Raw genomic sequence first — 17461 nt, forward strand, 5'->3', positions numbered from 1 at the left:
TTTTAGATGAAAAAGGTATACTGGAGGAATGGCAGATGAGTAATCAATTGCGGCTTGCACTGCTGCAAATGCATATAGAGGCGGGAAATCCAGAAGCGAACTTCGCGAAGCTGGCGAGCATGCTGGAGGAAGCAGTTAGCGCTTTGCCTAAGCCGGATATCATTATGTTTCCGGAAATGTGGAATACGGGGTATGCATTAACAGAAATCCAGTCGATAGCAGATCATGAAGGAGAAAGAACGAAAGCCTTTTTGTCTGCATTCAGCAAAAAGCATAACGTTCACATTATTGGTGGCTCGATCGCGGAACTGAAGAAAGATAAAGTGCTTAATACGATTTATGCCTTCGATCGCGAAGGCAACGTCGTAGCCGACTATTCCAAAATTCATTTATTCCGTCTTATGGATGAAGAGAAATATTTGGCAGCAGGGGAAAAGCTGGGGAGGCTTGAAATCGAAGGCGCAGACGCAGGGATGATGATTTGCTACGATATTCGGTTCCCGGAGCTTGCAAGGAAGCTTGCGCTGGGCGGAGCCAAGCTGCTGTTCGTACCCGCAGAATGGCCGCATCCGCGCCTTCATCACTGGCGTACGCTGCTTACAGCACGCGCCATCGAAAATCAAATGTTCGTTATTGCTTGCAACCGAATGGGCAAAAGCGGCGATGCTCATTTCTTCGGACACTCGCTCGTCCTTGACCCTTGGGGAGAGACGATTGCGGAAGCCGGCGAAGAGGAAACGATTCTTTATGCGGATATTGATCTGTCATTAGTTGATTCGGTTCGTTCGAAAATTCCGGTATTTGAAGATCGTAGACCTTCTATATATGAGGCTTAATTATGGATGCTGCTGACCGTCTTGTTCAATGTACGGATAAAGGCATCGGCAGCTTTCGATAGATAGCGTCCCTTCCGGCTGGCGACCACCAGCGTCCTAGTCGGTTTTGACTTTAACGGCAAATAAGCGGGCGCAAATTCAGAGCCTTTGATTCGCGTCAGCATTTGCGGGACAAAGGCAATTCCCATACCGCCGGCTACAAGCGATTGTATCGTTTCAATGTTGCTGCTCTCGAACACGATCTGCGGAGAAAAGCCTGACTGCTCGCATAAATCAACCGTAATTTGGCGGAAGCCTTGACCGCGCTTGAGTCCTATGAACGGTTCCTCTTGCAGCTCTGAGATATCGATTGGATCCACGCGCTTAGCAAGCGGATGCTGGGGAGGGACGGCCAAGCAAATTTCTTCCTCCAAGAAAGGCTCATAGCTTAGCGAGCTGTCGATGAGAGGCAGGGACAGCAGGCTTAAATCCGTTCCGCCGCTCGCTGTAAGCTGCTCCAGCTTGGCTGTCGTATCCTCGACAAGTACAACCTCGATTTGCGGGTATTGCGCGCCGAAGACCGGAAGGACTAACGGCAGGATATGCGAGCCTGTAATGGGCAGCGTGCCTACGACAAGGCGACCCCGCCGCATTTGCGCCATATCGTCCATCTCTTGCTTGAGCTGCTCGACGGCATCTAGAATAGCTTGCGACTTGTCGACAAATACTTGACCGGCCTGTGTCAGTTCAACGGAATTGGTCGTTCGGCGAAAGAGCAGCACGCCAATTTCTTGTTCTAGCTTAGACAGCTGCTGGCTCAGAGAGGGCTGTGCAATATGCAGCTTCTCCGCAGCGCGAGAAAAGTTTTTCTCCAAGGCGATTTGGATGACATAATTTAATTGTCTTAATTCCATATTTATTTCCCTTCTATACTTATTCGAGATCAACGAAACTTCCATTATAGTTATTACCTATAGTCGTTATAGATATTATATCTTGGATCAATGAAGAAAGAAATGCTATAGTAGGTTCAGTTAAGAAAAGCAGAAGATTTAATGAAACGATGGGGTGAATATAATGACGAAAAAGACAATGTTTGAGAAGATTTGGGAAAATCACGTCATTCATCAAGAAGAAGGCAAGCCAAGTGTTATTTATATCGATTTGCAGCTCGTTCACGAAGTAACGTCGCCGCAAGCGTTTGAAGGCTTGCGCCTGTCGGGGCGCAAAGTACGTCGTCCGGACCTTACTTTCGCTACGATGGATCATAACGTACCAACGAAGGATCGCTTCAACATTACAGATCCGATCTCGAAGCAGCAAATCGACACGCTCACGCAAAACTGTAAAGATTTCGGCGTAAAGCTATTTGATCTAGACAGCATCGACCAAGGTGTCGTTCACGTTATGGGCCCTGAGCTCGGACTTACGCACCCAGGCAAAACGATCGTTTGCGGCGACAGCCATACTTCTACTCACGGTGCATTCGGCGCTTTGGCGTTCGGTATCGGTACGAGCGAGGTTGAGCACGTTATGGCTACGCAATGCTTGCAGCAATCGAAAGCGAAGACGCTTGAGGTTCGCTTCAACGGCACTCGCAAGCCGGGCGTAACAGCGAAGGATTTGATTCTTGGCGTAATCGCGCAATATGGAACGGATTTTGCAACAGGCTACGTCATTGAGTTTACTGGCGAAGCGATCACAAGCTTGACGATGGAAGAGCGTATGACCGTTTGCAACATGTCTATCGAAGCAGGCGCTCGCGCAGGCCTTATCGCTCCGGACGAAACAACTTTTGAATATCTTCGCGGTCGTCAATATGCGCCGGCTAACTACGACGAATCGGTTGAAGCTTGGAAACAGCTTACTACTGACGAAGGCGCAGAGTACGACACTGTCGTTCACTTCGATGTAGACGCTCTAATCCCGCAAGTGACTTGGGGAACTAGCCCGGGTATGGGAACAAACATTACAGCTAAAGTTCCATTCCCTGCTGATCTTCCAACAGAGAATGAGCGTAAAGCTGCGGAAGCCGCTCTTGAGTACATGGATTTGAAGCCAGGTACGCCAATGAACGAAATCGCAATTGATTATGTATTTATCGGTTCATGTACGAATGGCCGTATTGAAGATTTGCGCGCAGCAGCTGAAATCGCAAGAGGCTACAAAGTTAGCGACCGCGTAACGGCTATCGTCGTTCCAGGCTCAGGCCGCGTAAAAATTCAAGCCGAGAAAGAGGGCTTGGACAAAATTTTTTCAGAGGCAGGCTTTGAATGGCGTGACGCTGGCTGCTCCATGTGCCTTGCGATGAATCCGGATGTATTGAAACCGGGCGAGCGCTGCGCATCGACTTCCAACCGTAACTTCGAAGGCCGTCAAGGCCGCGGCGGACGTACGCACCTTGTTTCTCCTGCTATGGCAGTTGCTGCAGCGATTAAAGGTCATTTCACAGACGTACGCGATTGGGAAATTAAATCCGAAGTGTTGAACTAATTGAACGCGAGAGAGGGGTATAACCGATATGGAACCGTTTAAACAACTTACAGGCATCGTCGCCCCGGTCGACCGGGTCAATGTCGACACTGATGCAATCATACCTAAACAATTTTTGAAGCGCATTGAGCGCAGCGGCTTCGGCCAGTTTCTATTCTTTGAATGGCGTTTTCACGAGAACGGTGATGTGAACGCGGAGTTCGAACCGAACAAACCACGCTACGAGGGCGCTTCTGTACTCGTATCCCGTGCGAACTTCGGCTGTGGATCTTCCCGTGAGCATGCGCCTTGGGCCATTCTTGACTATGGCTACAAAGTCATCATCGCTCCGTCTTATGCGGACATTTTCTACAACAACTGCTTCAAAAACGGCATTTTGCCAATCAAGCTAAGCGAAGAGCAAGTGGAAGAGATCTTCCAGCGCACGGCTAAGCACGATGGCTACAAGCTTGCTGTTGATTTGGAAAACAAACAGCTTTCCGATGAGCATGGCTTAACGATCGACTTTGACCTTGATGAGCACCGTCGTCAATTTTTGCTGCAAGGCCTTGACGATATCGGCTTGACTCTTCAACATGAAGACAAAATTACGGCATACGAGCAGAAGCATGCAGCTCGCTTAGGCTAACTTAATGAAGCAAAGAGGACGATCCAGCCGGTATAGGCGGATCGTCCTCTTTTTTCCTTTTCACGCAACTTTTTCTGACAAGCTGCGTCTATAATTTAGTCTGTTAAAGTCGAATGCACTCATTCGATGCGGGCAATTCCAGTCATCGAGGTGGGAAATGAAGAAATCTGTATCCATGTTGTTGTTTATGTCGGTCTTATTCACGATGTTCGCTTCTGTAGGACAAGCTGCAGAGGTCGTCCCAAAGCTTTTTCTGAATGGCCAGCTGTTAAAAACTGATGTCAATCCGCAAATCATAAACAATGCGACAGTTGTTCCTGTGCGGACGGTTTCAGAGGGCTTAGGCTTTCAAATTTCTTGGGATAATACGGCCAAAACAGCGACGGTCAATCATGGCAATGATGTTATAAAGCTAAAGCTGAATGACAAAGTGGCGATGGTAAATGACCAAATGGTACAAATGGATACCACTGCATCAATCATTAAAGGCACGACATTAGTTCCACTTCGATTTATAGGCGAGCAGTTTGGCCTCAATTTTGAGTGGAAAGCTACCGAGAAGGAAGTACATATGTATGAACAGTCGACGGAGCCTACAGATCCGACAGATCCGACAGTGCCTCCTGTAACCGACCAAACTGCAGGTTGGATTTCAGAGGTAGCTTATGATGGCGGCGGCAGCTTGACGATTAATTATGAAGGCGTCGTCAAAGCGAACAAGCCGATGCTGCTCGAAAATCCGAAGCGTGTCGTATTTGATTTTCCGAACACAGCATATTCTACGGATTTGGCTACACAGCTTCTGAGCGGTCAAATTGAGGTTAATGTATCAGACAGCACCTATTTGCAAAAGTTCCGTTACTCCTTATTTTCAAGCTCGCCGGAAACAGCAAGATTGGTTATTGAAATCGGTGAAAACGCGGGCTATGTCCTGACAGAAGATTTAGGGAAAATCCAAATGAGCTTTATGGCCATTTCGGATGTTCCAGCCGATCCTAACGCTCCGATTGTAAATCCGCCAGCTTCCAATGACGTATTTGACGTCGTTATCGATCCTGGTCATGGGGGCTCGGACCCTGGCGCGAAAAGCGTATTGAACAAATGGGAGAAAGAATTTAATTTAAGTGTTGGTTTGAAAATGAAGGCGCTGCTTGAGAAAGAAAGCAAAATCAAGGTGCATTTTACGAGAACGGGCGATACATATCCTTCCTTGGATGACCGCATAAAATTTGCAGAGAACCTGAAGGCAGATTTGTTTTTGTCCATTCATGCCAATAGCGGAGGAAGTTCAGCATCCGGCGCCGAAACATACTATTACCGGGAAAACAGCAAGTCGCTTGCTAATGTCATGCATAAGCATTTGATAGCGGGAACTGGCATTAAAGACCGCGGAGTCAAGAAGGAAGCTTATAAAGTGATTAAGCAAACCACTATGCCTGCCGTATTAATTGAAGCCGGATTTTTATCCAACACCTCCGATGCAAAAATCCTTTTTAACGATGCAGCTCAGAACCGTATCGCTGCAGAATTAGTAGCAGGAATAATAGAGTACTTAAACGTAAAATAGAAAGCAGGTGTTCAGTGTAATGAAAAATTTCAAAGCACGCGGGCTGCTTGCTGTCATCATTTTATCTGCTGCGATTGTAGGCTGTGGTGTACAGGACAAGCCAGAAAATAACCCCGAAAACAAGCCGGATAATAACCCGGGGAGTACAATAGCACCAACGGCAACGCCTTCTCCAGAGCCAACACCGGCTTTAAACGAACGCGAAGCTACCATTTACTTAACCGATGTTGAGCTTAGTGAAACAGTTGAGCATTCCGTTAAGCTGTCTTATGAAGAGGATATTGATTTAGTAAAGGCAACGCTTGCTGAATTGCAAAAGGATGCAGGCGAGCATGAACTGGTATTATGGAAACCTATTGAAATTAAATCCGTAGAACTAGCTGATGGACTTGTTACGCTCGATATTCATTTGCCGGACGAGGCACGCCTTGGAGCTCCTGGCGAGCAGCTGGTTTTGGAGACGCTCCAAAAAACATTGTTCCAATTCAATTTTGTACAAGCCATTGAGCTGCTGGTTGATGGCGGGAAGATCGAAACGCTAATGGGACATGTTGAATTAGAGCATCCAATGAAGCGAGAAGAAGCGGCAAGCAACCAATAGCGTTATGTGCTACAAAGCAGATTGTTCAACTCATTATATTTATTTCGGAAACGGCTCCGCCCCTGCATAAGGTTAGCGAAGTCGTTTCTGCATGAATCATTATAAACGCTCAGGGGGAATATTGTTCTATGACATTGCAATTTGCAAGCAAAAAGATCTTAATCGGAGCACTGGCTTTTTCGCTGGTTGCTGGCAGCGGTGTAATCATTCCTTCGCAGATTAGTGCTGCGACCTCCATACTTTCAACACCATTTAAAGACATCAGCAGCGGCCACTGGGCTGAGAAGCATATCGCAAAGCTTGCTTTGCAAGGAATTATTGAAGGGTACACAACGACCAGCGGCTCTTTCGTCTTCCGTCCAAGCGAAAATGTAAGCCAACAGGAAGCAGTGCTCATGGCGCTGCGCTTTGCTGGCTTGGATAAAAAAGCGGATCAAAGCGAGAATATCGGCTTTCCGACTTCCTTTGCTGTCAGCAATTTCTTTAAAGCGTATGTGACGCTTGCCTTCGAGGAAGGCTTGCTCGATCAGAAAGAGGAGTTCGAGCTCGCTGCGAAGGATTCTAAAGTAGCTTGGGGCACGAAGCCAGCCTCCCGCGAATGGGTAACAAAGCTGCTGGTTCGTGCGATCGAGAAGGATGAGGAAGCGGTGCAGCTTCAGAATACAGATTCTTCCTTCTCCGATCATTCACAAATTAGTTCGATTTATAAAGGATATGTGAATGCGGCTTTAAAGCTTGATCTTGTCAAAGGCGTAACGCCGGCAAAATTCGAACCGAAAGTGAATGTGAACCGGGCGAGTCTTGCAACGATGTTCTCTCGCGCAGAAAAGCTATTTTCAGTAGCTTATGAAGGACAAGCAACCGGAATCGCTTCCCATATTACGGATTCATCAATTGCGATCTATAGCGATAAGAAGGAAACAAGCTACACCATTGATGCAGATACGCTATTCTATCATGCCGATAAAGAGACACCGATTACGAAGCAGCAATTGGTAGAGTATGGCGATGTAACGGTCATTGCCAAAGACGGCAAAGCGAAATACGTGGAAGTGAAAGGCGACAAGCAATATACAAAAACCATTACGGGAACGCTTGATCGACTAATTGCAGCTGAGAAAAAAATATTTATTTGGATAGACAATAAGCCGGTTGAAGTTTTTTATAACGACTCGCTAACGGTTGCTGACACGGAAGGCAATGCTCTCTCATTAAGCGCAATTAAGAGAGACAGTCAAATCAGCATCGTCCAGGACAATTTCCGTGAAACGCCGCTGGCCATTAAAATTGTTGCTGCCCCGCAAGCGTCAACGACAAAAGCGAGCGGCACGTTCTATGGGACTGACGGCGAGCTCATCACGATTAAGACAGACTCCGAGCTTGTATCTAAATTTATGGCTGAAACGGTTGCCGTAGAAATAGATGGTGTAGTAGGCGCGTCCGTTCAAGATCTGATCAAGGGAGCCGATGAAGTTGAGGTTACCTTTGATGATAAGGATCAGGTTACGAAAGTAAAAGTTGCGAAGCGCAATGTAAAAATGATTGCAGGAGCACAAATAGCAGGTTTTCTTTATGATAAAAAACTGCTGACCGTCCTTGACGCGGAAGGCAGCAACGCCCAAGCGTTGTATTTTACAGATAAGACAAAGATTGAGTACAATGGCAGCACGTTAACATTGGCTTCTGCAAGCAGCCTATTGACGCAAAACCGTAAGATCGTTATTAGTTACACAGGCAACTCGATTATATCGCTTCAATTCGTAACGAAGTATGTAGGTACTTTTGTCTCTTTGAATGCCAACTCCAATTTGATGACGGTGAAATTGGATGGCGGTGCTTCAATTTCTGTTCCTTACAACACCGCTACGGTAGAACATTCAGCTATTAATAATGCAGGCTATAGTGATTTAAAAGCGGGTGATAAGCTTACGCTTGAATTAGGCAGCACGCAGGATCGAGTGTCCACAATTAAGGTTCATTCGAATACGCAGTATGAGGTTTTATCTATCGATACGGTATACAAAAGACTTCGTATTAAAAATGCTGCGACTCCAGCTTTTGATTTGTCAGTACTCAGTACAGAGCTGGTGAACGAAGTAGGCGCTAAGCTGACTGTGGACCAAGTTGCCCCAGGCTCAATGATCACTGTAAGCTATATCGGAAAACAAGCGATATCAGCAAGAGTAGTACCTGTTACTTTTGGCAAGATACAGTCCATTACAGCAAACAGCGTGACGATCGTGGATCTTGCAGGTCAAACCTTAGCTTTTAATGGCGATGCAGGCTTTCAGATCATCAAGGGAACTTCTCTAGGCAATGCAACAAGCCTGCTGGCTGTAGGTGATTATGTTGAGATTCAGAAGCCGGATGGCGTCAAAACTCAAATTACGGCTGCGATCGGCGAGAGCCGCGTATTTACAAGCTACAATTCGACTACAGCTCAAATTTGGACGGAAATTACATCAACGACGGATAACCGCAATTATTTTAATGTCATGAGCAACACCAAATATATCGTGAACGGAAATGCGGCTGCGGTAACGGCTTTTAAAGCAGGAGACAAGATTACGATTTACAGCTTTAGAAACAATGTGATTGCAATCGTCAAATAAAGAAATACGTAAAAATGCGGCGATAACAGCCCGAGATATTTATTTTTTGTGAAAAAACTGCCCTTAGGGGCAGTTTTTTTATAGAATATGCTTGATTACGGTTGCGAAGCGTGACAAATTTCGCTACACTTTGAACGATAGTGTTTGATTAGGGGAGAGGACGATGAGCGCGAAACAGAAAATGCGTCATGTACTGGACATCATTGCGGACATGTTTCCAGATGCGCACTGCGAGCTTAATCATAGCAATCCGTTCGAGCTTACGATAGCGGTTCTGCTGTCGGCGCAATGCACGGATGAAACGGTCAATAAAGTGACGGTGTCTTTATTCGAGAAATATAAGAGTCCCGAGGATTATTTGAGCGTACCGCTGGAGGAGCTTGAGCAAGACATTCGCCGAATCGGTTTGTTTCGCAGCAAAGCTTCCAATATACAAAAGCTATGCCGCATCGTCATCGATAAGTATGGCGGAGAAGTGCCGGAGAGCCATGAGGGCTTGACTGAGCTTCCAGGCGTAGGCCGCAAGACAGCTAACGTCGTCATGTCCAACGCCTTTGGCGTTCCAGCCATTGCCGTTGATACGCATGTGGATCGCGTGTCGAAGAGGCTTGGGTTCGCCAAGCAGGAGGATACGGTGCTGGAGGTTGAGAAGAAGCTGATGAAGCTCGTGCCGCGCGAGGAGTGGACCTTGACTCACCATAGGCTTATCTTCTTTGGCCGCTATCATTGCAAAGCGCAAAGCCCGCAGTGTCCGATTTGTCCGCTGCTTGATTTGTGCAAAGAAGGAAAACAACGTATGAAGCCAGGCTTTAAAACAAAAAATAAGAGTATAAAACCTAAAATAGCCAATGAAGGATGATGAAAATGAACTGTATTTCCGTTTACACAAACAATTTTGAGCTTTTTTCCGATATTTACGAGCAGGTGCTTGAGTCTCCGCCGGAGGAGAACGAAGATCTAGTAGTGGAAGGCATTACAGTGAGCGGCTCCGGCGACGTGCCTGAACAGTACATCGAGCGTATGCGCGTAAAGCCAGAGGTTGTCGTGATGAGAGATAAAGAGCGCAACATTATGATTTTGCAGCATGGCAACGTATTTGAAATTTGCCTGCCGTCTGAAGAAGAGCAAGCCGTTTAAGGAGAAGCTAATGACAGAATCAACGGTGCAAAGCATAGAAAGAGCTATATCCGAGGCAGCAGGCTTGATGGAAGCCGCAGGAGATGCCATACATGCCAAGCAAGCACAGGAGCTAAACAGTAAGCTGACCGAAGGTCGGCTTACTGTCGCTTTTTGTGGACATTTTTCGGCTGGCAAATCAACCTTGATCAATCGTTTATGCGCAGCGAAGCTGCTGCCGTCAAGCCCCATTCCGACCAGCGCCAACGTTGTATCGATTCGCGGCGGCGATCGGGCTTACGCGGCAGTAGAGACGCTTCGCGGCGGCGCAGCAACAAAAGCGGAGGTTCCAATCGATGAGCTGGACCGCTATTGCGTAGACGGAGAACAGTTCACATCGGTATCTATCGTTTACCCTAGCGAGCTGCTGGGCGATCATACCGTGCTGCTCGATACCCCTGGCATCGACTCGACCGACGACGCGCATCGAATGGCTACGGAATCGGCGCTGCATCTTGCAGACGTCGTGTTTTATGTGATGGACTATAATCATGTGCAATCGGAGATCAATTTTTCGTTTGCAAAGCAGTTGAAGGATTGGGGCAAGCCTCTATACTTTATCGTGAATCAGATTGATAAGCACCGCGATCGCGAGCTCTCCTTCGCCAGCTATCGGCAAAGCGTACAAGATGCGTTTCACGCTTGGCATTTGGAGCCAGCGGGGATCGTTTATTTGTCGTTGCGCGAGCCAGAACATCCGGAGCAGGAATGGGAGTCGTTGCTGGAGCTGCTGGAGCTGCTTCAAACGATTCGGGGGCCGCTGAGCGTATACAGCGTAGATGCCTCCTTGCGCCATGTCGCGGCGGGCCATTTGAAGTGGAGCGAGCTGCAGCGGGAGCCTGAGCGGGAACGGCTGCTCGAAGAAGCAGGCGGCGAAGAGGCTGCTGCCCTTGTAACAAGTGAAATGGACCGCTTGCAGAAGCTTATTGGCAAAATAGCAAATGAAAAAGTAGTTTATCGCGGGCAGCTTCGCAAGGAGCTGCAGACGCTGCTCGATAATGCGAATATTACGCCTGCTGGACTGCGTGATTTGGCTCAAACGTTTTTGGAGAGCCGCAAGCCCGGCTTTAAGGCGGGGCTGCTGTTCGCGGCTGCGAAGACGGCTGCGGAGCAGGAAAGGCGCCTGCAGGCGTTCAGCGACGAATTGAACAGCTTAATCAGCGCTTCAATTGATTGGCATGTGAAGCATCTGCTGCGCGTGGAGGCAGAGCGTATCGGGTATGACAGCGAGCGGCTGGAAGCAGAGCTCGCACGGACACTTGCTTGGCTGCCGGATTCGGAATGGCTGCTGGCGCGGGTTAAAGCTGGAGCCGTCGTCGGGAACGAGTATACGATGACGTACAGCCGCGACCTAGCCGCGGATGTGAAGTCGGTTTATCGCCAGCGGGCGCTTGAGCTGATCGATACGCTGGCGGATCATGCGGCGGCGGTAGGCGAAGCATCCGCCGCTGAGGCACAGGCACAGCTTGCGGCGCTTCGCGCGCAGGCTGGCGCTATTGGTGCGCTGTCTGCGCTTGCGAAGCGCGCTGATGAGCATGAGTCGCGGCTGGCGGCAGCGATGCCTGAGGCGCCGGCTAGGCCGGCTTTGCCTGCACCGCGCGCAGCTGGTGCGGGTGCGGGTGTGTCCGCGGCCAGCGCTGTGGCGGCGGCGCGGGAAGCGCTCGCGAGCGAAAGCGGACGCGGCAGCGCAGCAGCGCCTAGGCGCGAGGCAGCAGGGCGGAGCGCCTTGGCTGGCGGAGCCGCGCTGGCGCAGCAGCACAGCGCTGCTGCGCGCTTAACGAGCGCAGCGGAGCTGCTGGCGCCGCACGCTTCGCTTTCCTCTGCGGCGCATGCGATGCGCGATAAGGCAAAGCGTCTGCAGGACAGCCGCTTCACCATCGCTTTGTTCGGCGCCTTCAGCGCCGGCAAATCATCGCTGGCGAATGCGCTGATCGGCGAACCGGTGCTTCCGGTTTCGCCTAATCCGACGACCGCCGCGATCAACCGGCTCGTGCCCCCTACGGCGGAGCACGGCCACGGCACAGCGCGCATCGTCATGAAGACGCGCGCCGCGATTGAAGACGACCTGCGCTACTCCCTGGCGCTGCTCGGCGAGAAGGCCGGCACCGAGCATCTGCCGGATGCCACAGCCCTAATGCGGGCGATTGACCGTCTAACCCCCGATTCCATCGGGGCTGGCGGCCGCCCGCACTTTAGCTTCCTGCGCGCAGCCCGCGCAGGCTGGGCAGAGCATGAACTGCTGCTGGGTCAGCAGCTATCGGTCGACCAAGCGGAGTATGAGCGCTACGTCGCAGAGGAATCCCGTTCCTGCTTCGTCAGCGAGATCGAGCTTCACTACGATTGCGCGCTAACGGCGCAAGGCATCGTACTTGTTGATACGCCTGGCGCGGATTCGGTTAATGCCAGACATACGGGCGTAGCCTTCAACTATATCAAGAACGCGGATGCCGTTCTGTTCGTAACCTATTACAACCATGCCTTCTCCCAAGCCGACCGTCAGTTTCTGATGCAGCTTGGCAGGGTAAAGGATCAGTTCGAGCTCGACAAAATGTTTTTCCTCGTGAACGCGGCCGATTTGGCAGCGGATCAAGAGGAGCTTGACGGCGTATTGAAGCACGTGGAAACGAATCTGCTGCAGCATGCGATTCGCTCGCCGCGCCTATTCCCTGTATCAAGCCTGCAGGCGCTTGACGGCAAGCTTAGCGGCGACGCTGAGCTGCTCGGACGCTCTGGCATGGAGGAATTCGAGCAATCATTCCTTTCCTTTATTCAGAACGACCTCGGTCGACTTGCTATCGATGCAGCAGAGCAGGATTTGAAACGTGCGGCTGCAACCGTTGCAGGCTGGCTTCAAAGCGCTGAGGGCGATGCGGCAGCGAGGGAAGCGGAGCTAAGTACGCTTAAACAGGCTGTTAACGATGCGACGAGCGAGATCGGAGCGCTGCAGTCGGGAGCTATGCCTGAGCAGCTTAAGCAGGAGCTGAGCGAGCTCTTGTATTATGTCGTGCAGCGTATTCAATATCGCTTTGGCGAGTTTTACAATCTTGCGTTCAACCCTGCGTCGCTGCAGGATGATGGGCGTGATTTGCGCAAAGCGATTTGGACATCGTGGCTTGAGCTGCAGCGGCTTGTCCAGCTGGAGCTCTCGCAGGAGATGCTGGCCACGTCCTTGCGGATGGAGCGAGGCGTTCATTCGCTGCTTCAGAAGCTGTACTTCAGCACAGCGCAGCGCTTGGAGGCGTCAATCGCCGCTTACAGCGCAATCCCTTATGTTGCATCTGCTTTGCCAACACCGGAGCAGCCTGCTGCATGGGAAGCAGACGCGATCGATTCGAAGCTTCTTTGGAGCCGCTTTAAATCGCCTCGGCAATTTTTTGAAGGCGAGGGCAAGTCCTTGCTTCGCAAAGAGCTTGAGACGCTGCTTGCTCCTTCGCTAAATGGATGGATGGCCGAGCAAACGGCGCTTTGGACATCGCTTTACGAGCAAATTTGGCAGCAGGCTGCGGTTCAAGCTGGGGGCAAGCTGCAGGAGGATATGCTGGCATACGAAAGCGGCAAGCGCAGCTCGCTGACTGGAAACGCGGATACGACTGAACTCAAGCTGCTCTATAATCAATTGATTCATCTCTAATCGTCAATGAATGTCGATCGTTCTATCGCATTACTAGCTGAATGCTTTTGCCGGTGCTAATCGCGCCTGCAAAAGCATTTTTTATTTTAGTGTGTTTCCGTGCAAAAAGTGAGCAATAGGCACATATTTGTCATGATTTAGGACCAATTGGGAGCATTAACCGTTTACAATTTCCATAATGCGGATTTAAGCGGGTTCTATCACATATATGCATATTTATACTGTTTGCTCGCATTTCACGATGCTGATAATATTCATTCATACTTACAAAATAGATACGGGGAGATGGATTTACTTGGACGTTTTAAGGCAGTTGAAAGCATTCTATTGGGCGGAGCGAAAATTTTTATTCTCCTCCATTTTATGCTTAATGTGCGCTACGGCGCTCGGACTTGTCTATCCGAATTTGCTGCGATACCTCATTGATGATGTCATCATGCCAGAGAAATTCGAATTAGTTCCGGCGCTTGCATTTACGGTAGTAGGAGTAGTCAGCTTTAAAGGCTGCATGCAGTTTTTACACGGATTTTTTGGCGGACGCCTTGGCAACAAAGTAGCTTTCCGTATGAGAAACGCTTTGTATGACAAGCTGCAAACGCTCTCCTTTCAGTATTATGACAAAGCGAAGACGGGAGATCTCATGTCTCGCCTGACAGCGGATCTGGAAGCGATCCGCAACTTTATCGGCTTCGGCTTTGCGCAAATTTTGAACATGGTGCTTATGATCGTGTTCGGCGGTGCAATGATGCTATCGATCCATTGGCAGCTCACGCTCATCACGCTCGTGACGATTCCGCTTCTCGGCTTTGCGGCCATTCGCTTCGAACGCAACATTCACCCTGCATTCCGTGAAATGCGTCAAGCGATGAGCAACCTAACGACAGCGGTTCAAGAGAACATTACAGGCGTTCGAACGGTCAAATCGTTTGCTCGCGAATCCCATGAGGTGTCGAAATTCTCACTGCGCAGCGAAGCTTATCAGACGAACCAAGTCGGCGCTGCCAAGATTTGGGCTAAATTTTTCCCCGTTATGGAGCTTGTCGCCAACTTAAGCGCTGTCATTCTGCTTGTTACTGGCGGTATTCTTGTTATTGACGGTTCACTGAAGCTCGGCGAATTCGTCGCATTTTTCAGCTTGATTTGGTATATTATCGGTCCGATGTGGGGCCTTGGGTTCCATATCAACAACTACACGCAGTTCAAAGCATCAGGCGAGCGGGTGCTTGGCTTGCTTAACGAGCATGTTCATGTCAAAAACACGGAGCATGCCATTGAAGTTACGAATGAATCGGTGAAAGGCGATGTTCGCTTTAATCATGTCACCTTCAGCTATCCCGACAAATCGCCTGCGGTAACCGATCTTGTAATCGATGCGCCAGCAGGCTCTGTTATCGGATTTCTTGGTGCAACGGGCTCAGGCAAATCAACAATCATTCAATTGCTCATGAGAGCCTATAACGTCAAAAACGGTACGATTACGCTCGATGGCATCGATATTCGCGACCTGGATGTCGCAAGCCTGCGCCGCTTGATTGCACCTGTATTCCAAGAGACGTTCTTGTTCTCGGCTTCGATCCGTGACAACATCGCTTACGGGGTGAAGGATGTAACGCCGGAACAAATCGAGTATGCAGCAACGCTTGCCAAAGCGCATGATTTCATTATGGAGCTGCCGCTTGGCTATGATACGATCGTCGGCGAGAGAGGGATGGGCTTATCCGGCGGCCAGAAGCAACGGATCGCAATTGCAAGAGCGCTGATCAAAAACCCGCGCATTCTTATTTTGGACGATGCTACAAGCGCCGTTGATATGGAAACGGAGCACGAAATTCAAGCAGGCTTCAAGGAGCTGATGGCCGGCCGCACTACCTTTATTATCGCGCACCGGATATCCTCGCTCAGACATGCCGATGAAATTGTCGTGCTGGATAATGGTCATGTCGTTCAAAGGGGTACGCATGCAGAGCTGATCAAGCAGCAGGGGCCGTACCGCGATACTTACAACATTCAATATGCTGACTATCCGCTTGATGATTCTACATTGGTCGAGCAAGCGCATGATCGGAAAGGGAGTACCGTATAATGAGCACGAGTGTCAAAGCAAAGGCCAGCAATAAAAACGAACGCTTCATCTATCAAGACGACGAGCTTATTGAAAAACCGTTTAACTGGGGACAATTACGCCGTTTGTTCATGTACATGAAGCCATACTCCAAGCAATTAATGCCTGTCATATTTATGATGATTTTAGGTACGATGACACGCCTAGGCGTTCCTGCGCTCGTCATCCTTGCAATCGACGAAGCAATTGCTCCCGAGAATGGAGCTACAAGCGTACCTAAGCTGCTCATCTTTGCTGGAATCATGCTCGTTTTATATGTTATCCAATGGGCATCCAATACGTACCGGATCAAATATACGAATATTATCGGTCAAAGCGTCATTTACGATCTTAGAAATCATTTGTTCCAGCATATTCAAAAGCTGAGCTTCCGTTTCTACGACAAACGACCGGCAGGTTCAGTGCTCGTTCGGGTTACGAACGACGTCAATGCGCTGCAGGACCTATTCACGAACGGGGTCGTCAACCTGCTGATGGACTGTGTCCAGCTGTTTGGTATCGTCATCATTTTGCTAGTATGGAACTTTAAGCTGGGACTTGCGGTCATGATTACAGTGCCGCTTATGTTCCTCGTATCAACGACGCTGCGCAAAAGAATCCGTTTTGCTTGGCAGGATGTGCGGATGAAGCAATCCCGCATCAACTCCCACTTGAATGAAAGCATTCAAGGGATGAAAGTAACACAGGCATATGTCCAAGAAAAAGACAATATGAGCTTCTTTGATCATATGAATACAATCAATGTGAAGTCTTGGAACAAAGCCTCTGCGCTAAACCAAGCCTTTGGACCTGTAATCGAGATCACTTCGGCAATCGGAACTTTTATTTTGTTCTGGTACGGCGCACATCTCATTCAAACGGAAGCGATCACTGTCGGTTTGCTAGTCGGATATGCCAACTATATCGGCAACTTTTGGGACCCGATCAACCGTCTCGGCCAAATGTATTCCCAGTTGCTCATTGCGATGGCATCGTCAGAGCGAATCTTCGAATTTATCGACGAAGAGCCTACTGTAGCCGAATTGACGGAAGCGAAGCCGCTGCCAAAAATTAAAGGCGAAGTGAAGTTTGACCGCATCGTGTTCGAATATGAGAAGGGCAGACCGGCATTGAAGGGCGTAACGATTGACGTAAAAGCGGGTCAGTCCATCGCGCTCGTCGGTCATACCGGCTCTGGCAAAAGCACGATCATCAATCTGCTATGCCGCTTCTATGATCCTGTTGAAGGACGCGTGCTCATTGATGGCATCGATATCCGTGATGTCTCCATAGAGAGCCTGCGCTCCCAGGTCGGCATCGTGCTTCAGGATACATTTATTTTTGCAGGCACGATCCGCGACAATATCCGGTACGGTCGTCTGAACGCGACAGACGCGGAAGTTGTGAAGGCGGCACAAGCGGTCAATGCCCATGATTTCATTATGGGACTGCCTGACGGGTATGACACGCAGGTTGAGGAGCGAGGCAATGTGCTCTCCATGGGACAACGACAGCTGCTGTCATTCGCGCGCGCGCTGCTAGCCGATCCGCAAATTTTGATTCTGGATGAAGCGACAGCAAGCATCGATACGGAAACGGAGCTTAAGATTCAAGAAGCGTTAAAAGCGCTGCTTGCGGGGCGCACATCCTTCATGATCGCACACCGTTTATCGACGATTCGCCACGCTGACGAAATTATTGTGCTTGACCATGGCCAAATCGTGGAACAGGGCAATCATGAGACGCTTATTGCTAAGCGCGGTGTTTACAACGGCTTGATAGAAGCACAGTACCGTTTTCTATAATCGTCAACATAAAATGGTTGATTTTTAACCGA

The 17461-nt window shown here is 49.4% G+C and carries 12 protein-coding genes; 11 read left to right on the plus strand and 1 reads right to left on the minus strand.

The window, feature by feature from the left end:
* Window positions 1-35: 35 nt before the first annotated feature.
* Window positions 36-836: a carbon-nitrogen family hydrolase gene (locus AC1TPC_RS04820; protein WP_482065723.1), complete on the plus strand. Its 801-nt coding sequence runs from the start codon at window positions 36-38 to the stop codon at window positions 834-836.
* Here AC1TPC_RS04820 and AC1TPC_RS04825 read toward each other — a convergent pair.
* On the minus strand, window positions 833-1729 hold the full coding sequence (locus tag AC1TPC_RS04825; protein WP_482065724.1) for a LysR family transcriptional regulator: 897 nt from the start codon (window positions 1727-1729) through the stop codon (window positions 833-835). The genes AC1TPC_RS04820 and AC1TPC_RS04825 overlap by 4 nt on opposite strands.
* 163 nt (window positions 1730-1892) lie before the next feature.
* Here AC1TPC_RS04825 and leuC point away from each other — a divergent pair, with 163 nt between their 5' ends.
* The 10 genes from leuC (at window position 1893) to AC1TPC_RS04875 (ending at window position 17429) form a co-directional block, all read left to right on the plus strand.
* The gene (leuC, locus tag AC1TPC_RS04830; RefSeq protein WP_482065725.1) at window positions 1893-3308 is read left to right on the plus strand and encodes a 3-isopropylmalate dehydratase large subunit; all 1416 of its coding nucleotides are present in this window, start codon (window positions 1893-1895) and stop codon (window positions 3306-3308) included.
* A gap of 28 nt (window positions 3309-3336) precedes the next feature.
* Window positions 3337-3936, plus strand: coding sequence for a 3-isopropylmalate dehydratase small subunit (gene leuD / locus AC1TPC_RS04835; RefSeq protein ID WP_482065726.1), 600 nt, complete (start codon window positions 3337-3339; stop codon window positions 3934-3936).
* 157 nt (window positions 3937-4093) lie between these two features.
* The gene (locus AC1TPC_RS04840; RefSeq protein ID WP_482065727.1) at window positions 4094-5503 is read left to right on the plus strand and encodes an N-acetylmuramoyl-L-alanine amidase; all 1410 of its coding nucleotides are present in this window, start codon (window positions 4094-4096) and stop codon (window positions 5501-5503) included.
* A 19-nt stretch (window positions 5504-5522) separates the two neighbouring features.
* Window positions 5523-6104: a GerMN domain-containing protein gene (locus tag AC1TPC_RS04845; RefSeq protein WP_482065728.1), complete on the plus strand. Its 582-nt coding sequence runs from the start codon at window positions 5523-5525 to the stop codon at window positions 6102-6104.
* Window positions 6105-6232: 128 nt separating this feature from the next.
* Window positions 6233-8716: an S-layer homology domain-containing protein gene (locus tag AC1TPC_RS04850; protein WP_482065729.1), complete on the plus strand. Its 2484-nt coding sequence runs from the start codon at window positions 6233-6235 to the stop codon at window positions 8714-8716.
* Between the two features lie 163 nt (window positions 8717-8879).
* Window positions 8880-9575, plus strand: coding sequence for an endonuclease III (gene nth, locus AC1TPC_RS04855; protein WP_482065730.1), 696 nt, complete (start codon window positions 8880-8882; stop codon window positions 9573-9575).
* Window positions 9576-9580: 5 nt separating this feature from the next.
* Window positions 9581-9853, plus strand: a complete 273-nt coding sequence (locus AC1TPC_RS04860) for a hypothetical protein (protein ID WP_053376335.1) — start codon at window positions 9581-9583, stop codon at window positions 9851-9853.
* Window positions 9854-9863: 10 nt separating this feature from the next.
* A complete protein-coding gene (locus tag AC1TPC_RS04865) occupies window positions 9864-13523 on the plus strand; it encodes a dynamin family protein (protein WP_482065731.1) in 3660 nt (1219 codons plus the stop codon).
* Between the two features lie 295 nt (window positions 13524-13818).
* Complete coding sequence (locus AC1TPC_RS04870; RefSeq protein ID WP_482065732.1) at window positions 13819-15606, plus strand: ABC transporter ATP-binding protein; 1788 nt, start codon at window positions 13819-13821, stop codon at window positions 15604-15606.
* A complete protein-coding gene (locus tag AC1TPC_RS04875) occupies window positions 15606-17429 on the plus strand; it encodes an ABC transporter ATP-binding protein (protein ID WP_482065733.1) in 1824 nt (607 codons plus the stop codon). The genes AC1TPC_RS04870 and AC1TPC_RS04875 overlap by 1 nt, the downstream gene beginning before the upstream one ends.
* Window positions 17430-17461: the final 32 nt, after the last annotated feature.

This window comes from Paenibacillus sp. Y280 (genome assembly GCF_056786335.1).